Origin of the sequence: Pusillimonas sp., assembly GCF_035515275.1 — a bacterium.
GTDB lineage: Bacteria > Pseudomonadota > Gammaproteobacteria > Burkholderiales > Burkholderiaceae_B > Pusillimonas.
Window position 1 is genome coordinate 1 of sequence record NZ_DATJBQ010000106.1, and the last position, 16,944, is coordinate 16,944.

The following is a 16,944-nucleotide window of genomic DNA, read 5'->3' on the forward strand; positions in this document are numbered from 1 at the left end:
AGAGCCAATTCGCCGACGCGCAGGACACGCGCCGCCTGCTCGTATTGTGGCTCCACGACCTCGAATGATGCGCGCGCCGCTTTGAACGTAAGAGGAAAGGCAACTATTGTGGCCGCCACCACCGCGGCCTGCCAGGTAAAGATCAAGTTGATGCCGAAGTTCGACACCAACCACTCACCTATCGGGCCGTTTCTGCCCAACAGCACCAACAGGTAATAGCCCAGTACCGTGGGGGGCATGACCATCGGCAAGGTCAGCACAGCATCGAGCAGGTCACGCCCCGGAAAACGCTTTCGGGCAAGCACGTAACCCGTAGTGACCCCAAGGAACAAGTTCAGGAGTGTTGCCCAGCCCGCCACCTTCAGCGTCAGAGCCAGAGGAATCCATGCTTGGGTCATGGGCTGCGATCAAGGCTTGCCGAAGCCGTATTTGGCCAACACCGCAGCTGCTTCGTCAGAGCTGACGAACTCAACAAACGACTGGGCCGCCTCGGCGTTCGAACTGCCCGCTACGGGCGCAATGGGATACAGAATGGGCGCTTCGGTGGGCACGGTGAAAGACACTCTGACCTTATCGGCCATCATGGCGGCATCGGTTCCATAGACAAAACCGGCGTCGACTTCGCCTCGCGCCACGTAGTCGAGCGCCTGACGCACGTTCTGCGAACCGATCATTTTGGGTTCTATGGCGGCCCACAGGCCCACTTTTTCAAGAGTACTTTTTGTGTAACGTCCAACCGGCACGCTGGCCGGCAGCCCGATTGCCACCCGCTGAAAGGCAGGCGTGGTCAAGTCATCAAGCGAAGCAGGCGCAGCGCGGCTTTGCAGGGGCACGATAACCACAAGTGAGTTCGACACAAAATTACGTCGCTGATCGGCCTTGATCAGGCCCTGCTCTTGCGCCTGGATCATGGTTACCTGATCGGCGCTGGCGAACACGTCAACCGGCGCACCCTTGGCGATTTGCTGCAACAAGGCACCTGATGCCGCAAAGTTCAACTGGATTTTGGTTTGCGGGTGCTGGGCCTCGTACAATGGGGCCAGTTCGCGAAATGCGTTGGTCAGGCTTGATGCGGCAGAGACGGTGAGCCCGGCGGCCAAAGCCTGCCCGCTGCACAGCAGGCCAAGAGCAAATACGGAAAAACGGGTCATGAGGGCCTCGGATTATGAAAACACCCAAGGCGCAATATACCGCCATATATTACGCTTGTCACCTGCGGGCAAAATCGTCTGGGGGAAAATCGTCGACCTCGACTACCCGCGCAACCGCCTCGTGGGCCTCTTCGATCGACTGGGCCTGTTGATCGGTAATCGCACCTTTGGCATGGGCAACCCGCCAGTCCTTGACGCCACTGTGCTTGATACGGTCGAGCAAGGGCTGAACCTTGACCGTCAGATCAAAAGCCTGCTCCAGCTGCTCTACCGCCCGGCTGTTGCAGTTGCCCCATACGTCGCCAACCAGCCTCATGCGCGATTCTGTGGGCTCGAGAAGCATCTGTGCGCACTCGGCAAGTGCCGCATCGGTGGGCGCGCGCACCCGCGTAAAGAACGGCAAGATCACAAACCGCAGCAATGCGGCAAGTACGCGCGAAGGATAGTTGTGCAAGATATCGTCAATACGCCTTTCAATCACAACAAACCCTTGAAACGCGCAAACCTTGACTAAAGGCAGGTCGGCTTCGTGACGACCTTCGTCGTGCCACCGTTTAAGCACGGCCGACAGCAGATAAAGCTCGGCCAGAATATCGCCCAGGCGGGCCGAAAGCATTTCGCGGCGCTTGAGCGAACCGCCAAGGCTCAGAACGGTCATTTCGGAGAGCACCGAAAACGCCGCCGCGTAACGAGTGATGCGCCGGTAAAACGGGGCGGCACGCCCGGCCCCTTTGGGGGCAACCGCAAAAGCCGCGGCGCTCCAGGCATGACCCATGGCGCGCAGCGCGGTTTTAGCGCTATGCCCCAGGTGCTTCCAGATGACCCGGTCGAACGCGTCGGTGCCGGCCTCTTGGTCGCTGTCGGCAAGCGCCTGGAGCTCTTTCATGAGATAAGGATGAGCGCGGATGGCACCCTGCCCGAACACGATAAGATTGCGAGTGACGATGTTGGCGCCCTCAACGGTAATACCCACAGGCAAGGCACGATACAAACCGCCCAGGTAGTTCGAGGGGCCGTCTATAACGGCCTTGCCGGCGTGAACGTCCATGGCGTCGTTGACCGACTGGCGCATGCGTTCGGTGGCGTGCAGCTTCATGATGGCCGACACGACCGCCGGCTTGAAGCCCATATCGAGGCCTGCGCAGGTGAATCGCCTGGCCGCTTCAACCAGATAGGCGTTTGCCGCCATGCGGCCGAGTTTTTCCTGCACCCCTTCGAATTTGCCGATAGGTATGCCGAACTGTACGCGCACACGGGCATAGGCGCCCGCGGTATGGGCCGAGAAAACGCAAGCGGCTGCCGCAAGCGACGGCAGCGAAATGCCCCGCCCAGCCGCTAACGCACTCATGAGCATGACCCAGCCCTGGCCGGCTTTTTCGATGCCGCCGATCAGGGCGTCGAGGGGCACGAATACATCGTTGCCTTCGGTGGGCCCGTTCTGAAACGCCTGCATGGCCGGAAGATGACGCCGCCCTGTGGTTACGCCCGGCAGATCGGCAGGTACAAGCGCCACCGATATGCCCAGGTCGGTGCGCTCGCCTACCAGATGGTCGGGGTCGTAAAGTTTGAACGCCAGACCAATGACGGTTGCAACCGGGCTAAGCGTAATGTAGCGCTTGCGCCAGTTGAGCAAAATGCCGGTTTGCTCGACGCCGTCGACGACCCGCCGGCAAATGACTCCTGTGTCGGTCATGGAAGCGGCGTCAGAGCCCGCCTCGGGGCTGGTCAGCGCAAAACACGGTACCTCGAGCCCCCTGGCCAGGCGGGGCAACCAATAATCGCGTTGGCTTTGCGTACCGAACTGCATCAAGAGCTCGCCGGGGCCGAGCGAATTAGGCACCATGACGGTGACCGCTGCCGTGACCGATTTCACCGAAATGCGCCGCACGACCTCGGAGTGAGCAAAGGCCGAAAAACCCAATCCGCCGTATTCAGGGGGAATGATCATGCCGAAGAACCCGTGCCGCTTCAGAAAGCTCCAGACCTCGGGAGGCAGGTCGTAGCGACTCCAGGAAACATCCCAGTCGTCGAGCATGGCGCAAAGCTGTGCGACCGGGCCTTCGATAAAAGCTTGTTCGTCGGCTGAAAGCTGGGGCGGCGGCGTATTGATAAAACTGCGCCAATCGGGTCGGCCCGAAAAGAGTTGAGCGTCCCACCAGACGTCGCCCGCATCAATGGCTTCGCTCTCGGTTGCCGACAGGCGCGGCATGGCGCCCTGTGCCATGCGGTACAGGGGTTCGGTAAACCATCGGCGACGCCAGCTTTTCCAGTCCCAGTTCATGAACAGCCTCTACGAGTGGATATGATTCATTATCCCTTATTCAACCGTGTCTGGAATAGCATCGTCAGCTGCGGGCAACCCAGCTACGCCGACGCCTTGCGCCACCAAAACTCTTTCGGTCCGGTTACGCCCCCCTGGTCAAAGACTCTGCGACAATCGTGTTTATTCGTTTGCCCCTCATGGCCTTGCGCACACATGCTAAACACCCTTTGGTTCGCTTTTTTCATCGTCGCCTTGCTGGCAGGCCTGTACCAGTGGGTCATTTTGCACGACCCCGACGTGTTTTCCCGCATTGTGCTCAGCCTGTTCGACATGGCCCAGTTGTCGGTCGAACTGATGATTCTGCTATTCGGCACCCTGACACTCTGGTTGGGATTCTTGCGCATTGCCGAAGGGGCCGGCCTGATTCAATGGTTGTCAAAAATTTTGTCGCCGTTGTTTCGCCGACTTATGCCGGGGGTACCCGTCGGCCATGAATCCATAGGCCTGATCACCTTGAACTTTGCCGCCAACGGTCTGGGCCTGGACAACGCCGCCACCCCTATCGGCCTGCGGGCCATGCACTCGCTGCAAACCCTTAACCCCGAGCCTCGCACCGCAAGCAATGCGCAAATTCTGTTCTTGGTACTGAACTCATCGGCGCTGACGCTATTGCCCGTCACCATTTTCATGTACCGGGCACAACAGGGAGCGCCCGATCCGGCCATGGTCTTCTTGCCCATATTGCTGGCCACCTCTGCCTCGACACTGGTTGCCCTGTTGTCGGTAGCCTTCATGCAGCGGCTCAAGCTGCACGACCCGGTCGTTCTGGCCTGGCTTGGGGGCGTGGTGCTGGCCCTGGGTACGTTCATGGCCATACTGGCAACGCTTTCATCGGCCGCAATCAGTACGCTTTCTTCTTTATTGGGCAACCTGACGCTGTTCGGCATTATTGCGCTCTTTCTAATCGTCGGCTATGCAAAGAAAGTGCCGGTCTACGAAGCCTTCATTGATGGCGCCAAAGAAGGCTTCGACATTTCCAAGAACCTGTTGCCTTACTTGGTGGCGATGCTGTGCGCCATAGGCGTCTTGCGCGCTTCGGGGGCGCTGGACGCCATGCTCGACGTTATACGCTGGGCGGTAGAGTGGGCGGGGTTTGATACGCGTTTCGTCGACGCCATGCCCACCGCGCTGACCAAGCCTTTTTCAGGTAGCGCGGCCCGCGCCATGCTCATCGAAACCATGCAGCACTTCGGCGTCGACAGCTTCCCGGCCTTGCTGGCGGCCACAGTGCAGGGCAGCACCGAAACCACTTTCTATGTGCTGGCCGTGTATTTTGGCGCCGTGGGCATACAGCGCGCGCGCCACGCAGTGGGGTGTGCGCTGTTGGCTGATCTGGCAGGCATCCTGGCTTCGATCGCAGTCTGCTATTGGTTTTTCGGATGACCGCCCTACTTACAAGCCGGACATACTCCGGCCTTGCCTTGTACCCGTCTTTTGGCCGAACAGTGCCCTAAGCACCCGCTTGGTACAGGTGATCCGCCAAGGCAATAAACTGGCGTACTGATAGCTCTTCGGCGCGTGCCGTTTCAGGAACCCCTATAGCGTCCCAGTCAATGGCTTTGGCCCAATCGCCCAGACCCTTGCGCAACATTTTGCGTCGTTGTGCGAACGCCTTGGCCACCACTTGAGAAAAGTAGGCTTCGCTCTTGGCTTGGGGCCGCCCCGCCGGAAGCGGCTTCATTCGAATCACCGCCGAAACCACCCGGGGGGGTGGATCAAAAGCTTCGGCAGGCACATCGAACAACTTGACCATGTCGTACCGCGACTGCAGCATGACCGACAATCGACCGTAGTCAGACGTCGATGGCCTGGCCACCATCCGGTCGATCACTTCACGCTGAAGCATAAAGTGCTGATCAAGCACTTGCTCGGCGCTATCCATCAGGTGGAACAACAAGGGGCTTGATATGTTGTAGGGCAGGTTGCCCACGATGCGCAGTTGTGAACCCAACTGGGTGAAATCAACCTGCAAAGCGTCGTTCTGCACCACCGTAAGCCGTTCGGGCGTATGGTCGCGCTGCAGGCGCGCCGCCAGATCACGGTCGATCTCGACCACGGTAAGGTGATCAAGCGCGGCCAGTAAGGGGCCGGTCAGCGCCGACAGGCCCGGCCCAATCTCGACCACGTTGTCGCCGGGCTTTGGCGCAATCGCTCGCACAATGGCTTCAATCACACCCTCGTCAATCAGAAAGTGCTGTCCGAAACGCTTGCGGGCCTGGTGCTGCGCCATGTGTGCTTAACGCGGTCGGCGGCTGGACTGAGGGTCGAGCCTGTTATCGATATAGGCTTGGCCGCGCAACTGGTTCAGCCAGTCTTCGAACGCAGGCTCGACGCGCCGCTGAAACAGAATCTGGCGTGCCTGCATGCGGCGGTACTCGTCTTCCATGTCTTTTTCGCGCCGGTCGTCGACACGGATGAGGTGCCAGCCAAATTGCGTCAGGACCGGTTCGCTGACCTGGCCGGTAGGGGTGGCATTCATGGCCTGCTCAAATGCGGGAACCATCGTACCGGGAATGACCCAGCCCAGGTCTCCGCCCTGAGGGGCGGATGCGTCCTCGGAGTTGCGTCTGGCAAGCTCTTCGAAGCTTTCGCCCATGGCCAGACGCTGAGCAAGTTGACGCACCCGCTCAAGCGCACGCTCTTCGGACATGGCCGGCGTGATCTTGATCAGAATGTGGCGTGCTTTGGTCTGGGTGACCATGACCGGCCCCGCATTTTGCAGGGGGGACTGCTGATCCAGGGAAGGCACGGGCTGGCGCGCCTGCGCAGGCTCTTGGCCGCGCGTGGTAACCAGCAAAATGTGGAAGCCGTTGCCGCTTTGAACAATGTCGCTGACCTGACCTGCCGGCACGTTTTGCGTAGCCTGCAAGAAAAGATCTGGCCAGCCTTGTGGTGGCCGAACGCCCAGATCGCCGCCCTGCAGGGCCTCGGGCGCATCCGAGGACGACGCGGCAAGCCCTGCAAAATCGGCGCCGGAACGAAGACGCGAGAGCAATTGCTCGGCCTTGGCACGCAGGCGCTGCACCTCAGACGAAGAAGCACCCTCGGGCACGGCAACCAGGATCTGAGCCAGACCCAAAGCCGTTGGCGCGCTTTGCTGGGTCGGCGCCGGCTGAGCCAATGAACCAATACCTGAACGACGCTGTTCCGACTTAAGGAAGGCGTCAATATCGGCGTCGGAAATGAAAATGTCGCGATCGACCGTGCGTTGGCGCAACTGGTCGAGGCGAACTTCTTGACGCAAGCCCTTCAGGTAGTCGTCCCAAGACAAGCCCGAACGCTGGATTTCGGCTCGCAATTGGTCGACGGTAATCTGATTGCGCTGCGCGATGGTCTCGGCCGCCTGCAACACGCCCGCATCCGTCACTGCGATGTTAAGCCTGTCGGCCTCTTGTCGCAGCAGCTCTTCGGTGATCATGTTCTGAAGAACCTGGCGACGCAAGGTCGGGGTGTCGGGTACGGGAATACCTTGTCGCTTTAGATGCTGCTGGGCCTTTTGGGCCTCTTCGTCGACCTGGTGCAGTGTAATGACCTGCTTATTGACCACGGCAGCAATACCGTCAACGACCCGCCGGTCGGGCTGATTGGCGACGCTTGGGTTCTGGCTCGTGTTGGCCGGCTGGGCTGCGGCAGGAGCCGACATGCACAACAGCACAAGCAACATCGACGCAAACCGGCGCGTCATGGGTAGGCTACGCATTATTCGTACCTCTCGAAGGTGGTTCTTTCTGGTATTGGTGTAGTAACTGTCTGATAACCGTTGATGGTGCGCGACAACATGCCCATCGGATCAGTACCCAGCGAGCCCAGACCGCTAAGCTCAAGCTGGAAGAAAACGGCGGTGTTGGTATCTTTTTGGGATACGGCATAGCGCTGGTAAACGACCCGGGCCGCCCAGCAGCAGTCGCCCTTGTATTCGAAGCCCAGCACCGATTGCGTCGAGCGCTTCTCTTGAATAGAGTAATCGTACCGGCCCAATGCAAACAGCTTTTTGGTTAACGGCCATTGACCGGTAAAGGTGACCTGCTCTTTGCTGTTGTCGATGTATCCAAACCGGTTAACGATGGTCGGGTCGCTGACCTGCCTTGGGTCGCGCTCGTAACGGTAAGTGGCGCCCAGCATGGCCAGGCGCTGCGGCTGCCAGCGCATGCCCGCCGACATGCGGTTGCGGTCGCGCGACTCGGGGTTGAACTGGGCGTCAAAGCGCAAGTCAAGCTTGTCGGTCAGCGCCGCGGTAGCACCGACCAGATAGTCAGACTTGGTGCTGTTGCGCGGCTGGGTGCCTGGCAGCGTCACTTTCTGGTTCTCAAAATAGACGCGCTGAGCCACTGACAACGACAGGCGCTCGAAGCCTGAGTCTTCGTCGAGCCAACGTGTGGTCAGACCCCAGGTGATCTGGTTGGCATTGGCGATGCGGTCCCAGCCGCCGCTGAACAGGTTTTCGTCAAAGGCCTGCGAAAAGTTGAATGTGGCAATGCCCGTATCAAAGACCGGCAACGTGGACTGATCGCGATAGGGAACGTACAAGTAATAAATACGGGGCTCAAGCGTCTGAATGGACTTATTGCCAAACAGGGTGGTCGAACGCTCGAAGGTCATGCCCGAATTGACTGAAAACAGCGGCACCGCGCGCGACTGTGTGCGCGCCGAGCCCGGATCCATGCCAGCGTACTCGAACCCGTTCCAGTTGGTGGTGTACTGGCTAAGGTGCAGCGCAGCTTTGGGTGTCAGATACCAGCCGGGCCGAACAATGGGGTACGAAATGGCGTTATACGAACTTAAACGCGTGCCATCGTAACTTTGGTATGGGTAGCGCGAGGGATCGCCCACAGAAGCACTATAGAGGAAAGGGGCTTGGAACCGCGGCATCCGGAACTTGACGGCATAGTTATCGGTTGCCACGTCAAAGCCGCCCCAGTTATAGCGCGCGCCGCGCAGGTACAGCTCTGGCAGTTTGTCGAAAGGCGGACGACGATAGCTGCCTGTTCGGTCTTGCAATGTCTGGTAGGTATAGGTTTGCAAGTGAGCACGCCAATACTCTGAACCGGCCCAACTTAATTGGGCGACGCTGGGCAGCGCATCGATGGTCGCTTCGTTAAGACCGAAACTGGTGAAGTCGCGGAAGTAGTCGTCGTCTGACACACGGCGCACATCGAAATACGCGCTAAGGCCACCGCCCAGCGTATGGCGGTGTTGCCACCAATACATCCAGCGCTCTTCGTCGGTAAGCTTGTCGCGATTCAGGTAAGTGCCGGTGAGCTGGCCGTCGTAACCCTGACCCAAATAGCGAAACTCGGCTCCCAGCTGCAGCCCGCGTTTGGTCATGTAGCGTGGGGTCACGGTAAGGTCGTAATTGGGCGCCAGGTTGAAGTAATACGGCAGGGTAAATTCAAGGCCGCTGTTACTGGAGCCACCATAGGTCGGCAGCAAAAATCCCGACTTGCGCTCTTTGCGCAACGGAAACGACAAATAGGGTGACGCCAAAATGGGCACCCCCTTGAAGTACAGCACTGCGTTGCGCGCGACCCCTTCGTTCTCGTCGAAATCAAAGTCGACCCGCGGCGAGGTAATGTACCAGGGGGGGTTCTGGCAAGGGCACCCTGCGTAGGTGGCCGAACTTAAGCGCATATTGCTGCGGCTGAAGATATCTGCCCGCTCTGCCGTGCCTGAACCGCCGTCGGCGCCCAACCAAAAATTGGGGTCGTTGACCTCGCCGGTTTCGGCATCGAGGTTATAGCTAAGCTCGGGGCCACGCACGATATTGCCATCGCGCATGATAAAGCCGTTACCCCGCACATTGACCTGGCCTGTTTTTTGTTGATAGTCGATTTGGTCGCCCTTGACGACCGAATCAATGCGGCGCACTTCTGCGTCGCCGCTCAGAATGACTTTGCCGTCTTCGTCGGTTTCCATCTGGTCGGCAACCAAAAACGAGGTCATCTGGTCTTCACCCAGTTGTGTGTGCAACCTGAGCTTAGGAGACACAATTAACGCACCAAGGTCGGGCGACGCTGCGGGCGCCTGTTGGGCCTGAGCCGTCGACACAAGGCCGAACACAAGAAGAAATGCCCACCAGACCACACGCACGAGTTTTTTGTCCCCTGAAAATAGACTATATTTTGGCACAACTGCCGACGCGGCAAAGCGCGGCAGCCAAGTATTATAGAGAAGCTGCCCGCCTCACGTGCGGGTTTAGCGACATAATTGCCTTTTATTCACCCTTGACGGCACGGAACTTAACTTGAACTCCAGCGACGACACTCGCCTGAGCGCACTAAAGCAATGGCTCGCCTCGTTGGCGGCCGAACACCGACTCGACCTCGATTCTCTTTCCCCGGCCTCTAGCGACGCCAGCTTTCGCCGCTATTTTCGGCTGCAGGGAAAAAGCGGCAGCGTCATTGTCATGGACGCCCCCCCCGACCGCGAGGATTGCCGCCCGTTTCTGCAGGTAACCAAAACACTGCATCAGGCAGGGGTCAATGTGCCCCAAATATTTGCCCAGAACCTGGAACAAGGTTTTTTATTAATTTCCGACCTGGGTCGGCAAACTTATTATCAAGCCGTGCTCTCGGGCCTGGCCGACGACGCCCTGCAACAGCTTTATCGCAACGCCATTGCCGCCCTGGTGCAACTGCAACAGTCCGATATGTCGGGCTTGCCGCGCTACGACCAAGAGCGCCTCCTGGCCGAGCTGCAGTTGTTTCCCGAGTGGTATGTAACACGCCACTGTGGTGCGCAGTTGACGCAAGCCGAACAAACCATGCTGCAAAAGGTGTTCTCCGAGCTGGCGGCCGACGCTGCCGCCCAGCCCATCGTGCTGGTGCATCGCGATTACCACTCTCCCAACCTGATGCTGTGCGAGCGCCCCGAACAGGGCCGCAACCCGGGCGTCATCGACTATCAGGACGCCCTGGCCGGACCCATCACCTACGACCTTGCCTCACTGGTCATGGACGCGCGCACCACTTGGGAAGAGCCGCAGCAACTGGACTGGGCCATTCGCTACTGGCAAGCCGCTCGCGAGGCCGGCCTGCCGGTCCCCGTCGATTTCGCCGATTTTCATCGCGCCTACGAATGGATGAGCCTGCAGCGCAACCTGCGCATACTGGGTGTATTCAGCCGCCTGTCATATCGCGACGGTAAACACCACTATCTGGATCACATTCCCCGAGTGCAAGGCTATGTGCGCCAAGTAGCGGGGCGCTACGGCACGTTTGCGCCCTTGCTGCGCCTGCTCGACCGCCTGGAAAAACGTCAGGTTTCTTACGGGTACACGTTCTGATGCGGGCCATGATACTGGCGGCCGGCCGTGGGGAACGCATGCGGCCACTCACCGATACCCAGCCCAAACCCTTGCTCAAGGTCGGCGGCAAATCGCTGATCGAGTGGCATGTGCACCGTCTTGCCAAAGCCGGCATCACTCACCTGGTCATCAACCACGCCTGGCTGGGCGATCAGATTGAGGCGACACTGGGCGACGGCAGGCGCTACGGGGTGCACATTGCGTATTCGCCCGAGCCTCAACCCCTGGAAACGGCCGGTGGCATTGCCAAGGCCCTGCCCTTGCTCGGTGATGAGCCCTTCTTGGTCATGAACGGCGATATCTGGTGTGACTGGAACCCGGCGGCCGCCTTCGATGCCGCTCGCGAAGCCGAGGCAACAGGCAGCCAGGCGTGGCTGCTTCTTGCCGACAACCCTGTGCATCATCCGGATGGCGACTTTTCGCTGGGCTTGGACGGCCATGTGCTCGACGCTGAACCAGGCAATGCGCTGACCTTCACGGGCGTCGGCGTATATCAGCCCGAATTTTTTCGCAGTCTGGACCCGGGGCAGCCCGCCCCCCTGGCGCCGCTTTTATATCAAGCCATCGATCAGAAGCTGATGATCGGCGAGCATTACGATGGCACCTGGATCGACGTGGGCACGCCCCAAAGGTTGATGCAGTTGAACGCCATGCTGGCAGCAGCCCCCTCAACGCCCGTGTGACAAAAGTTTCCAAGGAGCAACCAAAATGCCCCGCGTTAGGGGCACCGCCAGGTTTCCGCGTTATCCTTAATAGTTTTTCACCTATTCAGTTGTTGCAGTTTCAACGGCCTGCACCACGGACTCTTCATTATGGCCCTCTTCTCTTCCAACAAACGCGTCGCCTTTCAACCCACGGCTTGGGGCAACACCCGGCGCAAACGGGGCATTCCGCGGTGGCTGATGCTGATCATCACCGGCGTTGTACTGGGGGCCGGCGGGGTGCTGTTTCTGCAAAAAAGTTATGGGCCCACGCTGTTGACGGCAGAGGAGTCAGCGCGCCTGCAGCAAGATCTGAATAGCGCCAACAACGACAAGCAACGGCTGCAGGCTCAGTTGGACCGTCAGGCACGCGACCTTGAAGAGGCCAAATCCACGCTGACCGAGCAAGCGGGCAAGCTCGAGCAGGCTCAGGCTCGCCTGGGATCGGTTGACGGCGAGATCCAGATGCTGCTCAAAGATATCCCCGCCGACCCTCGGGGCACCTCGCCAGGCATCCGCGCCGCAGACCTTACCAGTACACCCGGCGCACTGAACTATCAAGTGCTTGTGATGCAAGACGACCCGGCCGCCTCCACATTCGAAGGCCGCATAAAGTTTGTGGTCGAAGGTCGTTACCCCAACGGCCGAACCAACACCGTCGAACTGGACCCCATCGAGTTCAACGTAGACCACTATAAATACGTTAAAGGCACGGTCGCCCTGCCCGACGACATGACCGGCCGTCTGGTTACGATCCGCATCACCCGGGGCGATGAAACCCGCCTAAGCGCCACGCGCACAATCCGGGTACGCTAGAACCGCTGCTTTTCAGGGCTCGGCCAGGGTAGATTCCGACTTCGGGACGTCTTGGCCCGCTTCGATGACGCTGAACTGGCCGTTGGCTTCAATATAAGCCCGCTTTACCTGTCCGATAGACTCAATGCCCTTGAGTCGCAATTGCTCCATAAGCTCGGCCCGACTGATGTGCTCGCTGCGCAACCCCGAACGCAGGATTCTTCCGTCTCGGATCAGGCACACGCGTTCGGGCTCAAGCAAGCGATGCACCAAGGGTACAAAATACGCCAGACGGTCCAGCAAGACGCTCCAGACGACAACAGTCGTCACCACGACGATACCGTCGGTCACCGAGGGCGACCCGCCTGTCATGGCGTCTCCTGCTGCATCAGCGACCAAAACCAGCACAAGCAGGTCGGCGGTACCAAACGAGCCGACTTCCCGACGCCCGGCCAACCTTAGCAGTACCAGCACTGTCCAATAGATTGCAGTGCCACGCAAGATCATCTGCGGCACGCCCTCGTGCAAAGCGAAGATTTCGCCAAGGTCCGACACTGTATTCCTCCGGGCATGAGCCATCCAACGCCCGGAAGCGGGGCAAACTACGTGCCCGCCTGGACAAGGAACAGGCCAACGAGCCCAAGACCACACGGATAAGCACACAATGCACAGACGCAAAAAAAGCCGCTTGTGGCGGCTTTATATGCATGGCTCATGCAAGCGGGCTTATTTGCCGATTGCAATGGCTCTTTGGAATTTAATGGTGGGTTGGCCGGGGCTCGAACCCGGGACCAACGGATTAAAAGTCCGGTGCTCTACCGACTGAGCTACCAACCCGTTAAAACCAAAGAACGTAATTATGAGGCAATTTTTTTATCGTGTCAAGAATAAATGCGGCATAAAACCCAATCCATTTAGCGAGCACGCGAAATGCGCACCTCGGCCCCGCGCCGCTTCACTTCGAGCCCTTCAGAGGGCAGTATCTTCAGCCCCTCGAGACCCTTGATATAACTGGAGCCCTGCATCTGCATGACGCGAATCTTGTTGCGCATGACGACCGGACTATGCTCGGGCATGCCGAACATCCAGACCTCATCAAGAATACGCGCAGAGTTGAACTCGCCCGTATGTTGAGCGGTAGGGCCCAGGCACAACATATGGCCTTCGCGCCCGAATATAGGCAGGGCGTCAAGCCCTACGTCGACCAACAGGGTCTGGCCGCCCTCGTAACGTTGACCGGTGGACAGATCCCACCAGGCATCGCCGGCAGGCAAATAAACCTGTTGCTGGGTACCGGGCTGCAAAACAGGCGCCACCAATAACGCCGGCCCAAACAGGTATTGCGTGTCCCAGACATGAGCCATGACGTCGTCGGGAAACGCCAGCGACATGGAGCGTTGCACTGGCAACCCCGTGCGTACGGCGTCTTCGATAATACCCAGCACATAAGGCACCAGGCGATAACGCCAGTGCAGCCAGTGCTGCACCAATGAACGTGTGGCTGGGTCAAATGCCTGAGGCAGCAAGGCCGGCACCGCCTGAAAGCTGAAGTTGGCCGACAGCACACCGGCCCCAAGCCAGCGCAAATAGAGCTCGGCATCCATGCCGGCAACAGGTTCGGCAGCACAGCCTATGCTGTGCAAGGTCGCCGTGACACCGCTATTGCCATGCGCCAGCGCGGTTCTGAGGGAGCTCGCCAGGCCGCTCCAGTCATTACTGACCCTGGGTGCAGCCTGCCATGCATAGCGCTGCGCCCCCGGGAACAGGTCGGCGCTGAAAACAACGCCTTCTTGAGGTGTTTTATGACCCGCGACAGCGTCAAACAATGCCTGGCGCGCCAGAAGCGGGTATATGGTTCGCAGCTGCGCGCCGCTTTCACCGCCTCGCGCGGTGATTGAGTCGGGGATGTCGAACTGCGCATCGCATACCGGTGCGCCCAGCCCCTCGTCAAAAACCTGACGCTGCCTTTCGGCCCACAGCTTGTAGACGTCTTTATAAGTAAGATCGAGCAAACCGAACGGTTTGCCTGCACTGGCTTCGTTACCGGGAAAAACATGGGCGTCGCCGTCGTCATTGACCAGCAGCCAGCCGCGATCCTCCCATTCATCGAACAAAGGCGTGCCCGCCGGCACTCCAGGAAACGACGGGGCTGCCACCTGCAAATGCAAATCGTGAAACTGCGCAAGCAACGCGCGCGGGTCGGCGACGCGGTGTGGGTCCCACTCGAACACCGGCTTGTCGGCCTGAAAGCCATACAGCGCGGGTTGGGCGAACCTGACTGCGTCCAGGCCGAGCTCGTCGGCTCGCATGCTTTGAGCGGCGGCAAGCAGCTGCTCGGCCGTTTGGCCGGGCGCCTGATCCAACCAGACACCCATGGGCCACAAGCAAGGCTGGCCCGCACGACCGGTAAGCGCGGTGTACTGGTTAAGGACCTCGCCGGGCTCGCCCACAAACACATACACATCAAGCGCGGCAGAGACCGAGGTCAGGTCGTACAGGTCGGGCTCTTGCGCACCAATGTCGTGTTCGACCCGCCCCAGGCTGTTTACATATATGCCCCAGCCCCTCGGGCTCCAGGCCAAAGGCAGGAAACGGGACGAAGGCAGATCGGAAACCAGAAGCTCACCGCGCCGATCAAGGTCGGCGGTGGCTTCACCCAGGCCGTAGATGGCGTCATCGACGTCGAGCTCAAGACGCAGGCGCCAGGCAGGCTCTGAACCAACCTGAGCACAAACCAGCGCCGGGTCGCCAGTGCGCAACAAACATTCGTCGCCTCGATAAACCGCGAGCTGGAAGGGCTGAACCGAGAGCTCGAGGGCGATGTCGCCTTGCTCGAGGCGCCAGCCCTGCTTGGCCGGCACAGACGATACCGCCAGCTCGCCCACCGGCTCCTGCCGCGCAAGCAGCATCTCGGCGTGCGCACGGGCCCGGGCACTGGGCTTATCGTTGTTAAGAACCGAGGCAGACGCGCACCGCAGTCTGTAGACCCCGGGCGCGGCGGCTTCTATTTCGAGTTGCAACTCGGCGTTCTGGAAAGCAAACACCCCATGGGTGGACTTTGCTGTCAAGAACTGCAAAGAGTCAAGTTGCGTCACGTGGACAAGTTCAGACTTGGGCGGCACAGCGCAATCCTCGGCAATAGCCTGTAAAGCGTTCAAAAGACACTATTTTGACGGATTTACGCTATAAAATAAAATGAATCAGTTTAAATAGCTGTTTAAAGGGTGTTTTTACCCCTTTTAGCGGGGTGCCACCGCCTTTTGTAGCGAGCGCTCTAAAGGCTGGGGCTCACCGCGCAAACTAGCACCCAGTAAATCTCCGGCCAGGGCTGCCCAGCTTAACCCCCGCGAACCATAAGCACAAGCAAGCCACAACCCCGGGGCCTTGGGCACCGGCCCGAACACTGGCAAACGCCCTGCGACCACTGCTCGCCACCCTGCCCAACCATCGGGCCGGCCCAACCATGACTGAACTTGCTCGGGGGTGACCCCTAGTGTTTGTGCCACCTGTTGTGCAATGGCACGATGCCCCGGCGCGGTTACCTGGGTGCTTGCGGCGTCAAGCACATAGGTGCTGCCCGCCACGTTCAGCCCTTGTACCTGCGGCAGCCAATAACCTTCGGCACTGACTACTGTAGCCGGATCGTGCCTGGCAAGGTCTGCACGCAAATAGCTGACTTGTCCCGCCACGCGCCAACCTGCCTTCAGCTTGGGCAACTGAGACAGATCCATGCATGTCGACAACAGCTTTGCGGCTTCGCCGGCGTTGGCAAGCACCACCGTTGCCGCCGCAATAAGCTGCCCGTCACTGCTGCGTGCCAGCCAGGCATCGCCGTCGGCCTGCAGCTGCTCGATGCGAACCCCACGACACTCGATACGGGGGTGGTCCAGCAAGGCATCCAGTAACGGTTCGGGCTGTACAAGCTGTCCGTCGGCAAAACAGATGCCCGGCCGATCAAGCGTGAAGCCCACCCTGCCCGAAAGCTCGGCAGGCTCAAGCCAACTGACCCATTCTTGTGGAAACTGCAGGGTGGCGAGCGTGAGTTGACGCTCGCGCTCGTGGTCGGCGTCGCGCATCAGCTCAACAGTGCCGGTGCGACGTGGCCGCGCGGGCTGCGGCAGGTCTTGCCACCGGTTCAGCGCACGTAACACGCCCGCACGGCTCAGCCTCGCCCGCTGGTCGTCGTCACGCGATACCAGTGGGGTGATGGCTGCGGCCAAATGACCGCGATGACTGGCGCCACGGCCTGCGCTTAATGAGGGGTCGGCCACCAATACCTCGCAGCCCCGCAGGGCAAGGGCGTGTGCCATGCCGGCGCCGGCCGGCCCGGCGCCTACGACAAGTATCGGCCCCGCTTCTTGGGCCGTGGTGCCCCGACCAAGCCCTGGGCGCAAGACCGCTTGCGTCATTGCCCACTTGCCGCCCAGCCCCGGTGTCTTGCGAACCAGAAACCCCGCGTCGCGCAGATCGCGGCGCACCGCGCCATTGGCACACCAGGTTGCCGCTGTTGCGCCGGGCCGGGCGATACGCACCAATTGGCCAAACAAGGCGGGCGACCACATTTCGGGGTTCTTCGTGGGCGAGAACCCATCGAGAAAGAACGCATCGACGCCCGCCTGCCCCTCGCGTGCGGTATGTTCGATACGACCAAAGATCAAGGTCAATGTCACG

At 59.8% G+C, this 16,944-nt stretch carries 13 protein-coding genes and 1 tRNA gene; 4 read left to right on the forward strand and 10 right to left on the reverse strand.

Features of this window, described 5'->3' with window-relative positions; all coding sequences use genetic code 11:
• From VL003_RS07960 to VL003_RS07970, 3 genes are all read right to left on the reverse strand, one after another.
• On the reverse strand, window positions 1-398 hold a 398-nt coding region (locus VL003_RS07960), incomplete at its 3' end, for a molybdate ABC transporter permease subunit (protein WP_325441306.1).
• 9 nt (window positions 399-407) lie between these two features.
• Window positions 408-1,151, reverse strand: coding sequence for a molybdate ABC transporter substrate-binding protein (gene modA / locus VL003_RS07965; RefSeq protein ID WP_325441307.1), 744 nt, complete (start codon window positions 1,149-1,151; stop codon window positions 408-410).
• A gap of 58 nt (window positions 1,152-1,209) precedes the next feature.
• Window positions 1,210-3,432 (reverse strand): acyl-CoA dehydrogenase, encoded by a 2,223-nt coding sequence (locus VL003_RS07970; RefSeq protein WP_325441309.1) that lies wholly within the window; start codon window positions 3,430-3,432, stop codon window positions 1,210-1,212.
• A gap of 195 nt (window positions 3,433-3,627) precedes the next feature.
• Between VL003_RS07970 and VL003_RS07975 the strand changes: the two genes are divergently transcribed.
• Window positions 3,628-4,857 carry a nucleoside recognition domain-containing protein gene (locus VL003_RS07975; RefSeq protein ID WP_325441311.1) on the forward strand — a complete coding sequence of 410 codons (1,230 nt, stop codon included), beginning with the start codon at window positions 3,628-3,630 and terminating at the stop codon, window positions 4,855-4,857.
• A 67-nt stretch (window positions 4,858-4,924) separates the two neighbouring features.
• Here VL003_RS07975 and rsmA read toward each other — a convergent pair whose 3' ends face one another.
• Genes rsmA through VL003_RS07990 form a run of 3 tightly spaced genes read right to left on the reverse strand, consistent with a single transcriptional unit; the run spans window position 4,925 to window position 9,561 of the window.
• On the reverse strand, window positions 4,925-5,704 hold the full coding sequence (gene rsmA, locus VL003_RS07980; protein WP_325441313.1) for a 16S rRNA (adenine(1518)-N(6)/adenine(1519)-N(6))-dimethyltransferase RsmA: 780 nt from the start codon (window positions 5,702-5,704) through the stop codon (window positions 4,925-4,927).
• A gap of 6 nt (window positions 5,705-5,710) precedes the next feature.
• The gene (locus VL003_RS07985) at window positions 5,711-7,177 is read right to left on the reverse strand and encodes a peptidylprolyl isomerase (RefSeq protein WP_325441327.1); all 1,467 of its coding nucleotides are present in this window, start codon (window positions 7,175-7,177) and stop codon (window positions 5,711-5,713) included.
• Complete coding sequence (locus VL003_RS07990; protein WP_325441315.1) at window positions 7,174-9,561, reverse strand: LPS-assembly protein LptD; 2,388 nt, start codon at window positions 9,559-9,561, stop codon at window positions 7,174-7,176. The genes VL003_RS07985 and VL003_RS07990 overlap by 4 nt, the downstream gene beginning before the upstream one ends.
• 154 nt (window positions 9,562-9,715) lie before the next feature.
• Between VL003_RS07990 and VL003_RS07995 the strand changes: the two genes are divergently transcribed.
• From VL003_RS07995 to VL003_RS08005, 3 genes are all read left to right on the forward strand, one after another.
• Entirely contained in the window at window positions 9,716-10,756 is a 1,041-nt protein-coding gene (locus VL003_RS07995; RefSeq protein WP_325441317.1) for an aminoglycoside phosphotransferase family protein, read from the forward strand.
• Window positions 10,756-11,460, forward strand: coding sequence for an N-acetylmuramate alpha-1-phosphate uridylyltransferase MurU (gene murU, locus VL003_RS08000; RefSeq protein WP_325441319.1), 705 nt, complete (start codon window positions 10,756-10,758; stop codon window positions 11,458-11,460). The genes VL003_RS07995 and murU overlap by 1 nt, the downstream gene beginning before the upstream one ends.
• Before the next feature lie 129 nt (window positions 11,461-11,589).
• Window positions 11,590-12,294, forward strand: coding sequence for a hypothetical protein (locus tag VL003_RS08005; protein WP_325441321.1), 705 nt, complete (start codon window positions 11,590-11,592; stop codon window positions 12,292-12,294).
• Window positions 12,295-12,306: 12 nt separating this feature from the next.
• On the opposite strand, the gene VL003_RS08010 is transcribed toward VL003_RS08005, so the two are convergent.
• The 4 genes from VL003_RS08010 to mnmC1 all read right to left on the reverse strand — a co-directional run.
• Entirely contained in the window at window positions 12,307-12,828 is a 522-nt protein-coding gene (locus tag VL003_RS08010; RefSeq protein WP_325441323.1) for a DUF421 domain-containing protein, read from the reverse strand.
• A gap of 206 nt (window positions 12,829-13,034) precedes the next feature.
• Window positions 13,035-13,110: transfer RNA gene (locus tag VL003_RS08015), tRNA-Lys, on the reverse strand.
• 77 nt (window positions 13,111-13,187) lie between these two features.
• Entirely contained in the window at window positions 13,188-15,395 is a 2,208-nt protein-coding gene (locus VL003_RS08020) for a glycoside hydrolase family 31 protein (RefSeq protein ID WP_325441329.1), read from the reverse strand.
• Window positions 15,396-15,512: 117 nt separating this feature from the next.
• A partial coding sequence (gene mnmC1, locus VL003_RS08025) for an FAD-dependent 5-carboxymethylaminomethyl-2-thiouridine(34) oxidoreductase MnmC1 (protein WP_325441325.1) occupies window positions 15,513-16,944 on the reverse strand: 1,432 nt, incomplete at its 5' end.

Coding starts and splice junctions, on each gene's coding strand:
- murU (WP_325441319.1), top strand. CDS start 10,756: ATGCGGGCCATGATACTGGCGGCCGGCCGTGGGGAACGCATGCGGCCA.
- VL003_RS08005 (WP_325441321.1), top strand. CDS start 11,590: ATGGCCCTCTTCTCTTCCAACAAACGCGTCGCCTTTCAACCCACGGCT.
- VL003_RS07970 (WP_325441309.1), bottom strand. CDS start 3,432: ATGAACTGGGACTGGAAAAGCTGGCGTCGCCGATGGTTTACCGAACCC.
- modA (WP_325441307.1), bottom strand. CDS start 1,151: ATGACCCGTTTTTCCGTATTTGCTCTTGGCCTGCTGTGCAGCGGGCAG.
- VL003_RS07975 (WP_325441311.1), top strand. CDS start 3,628: ATGCTAAACACCCTTTGGTTCGCTTTTTTCATCGTCGCCTTGCTGGCA.
- rsmA (WP_325441313.1), bottom strand. CDS start 5,704: ATGGCGCAGCACCAGGCCCGCAAGCGTTTCGGACAGCACTTTCTGATT.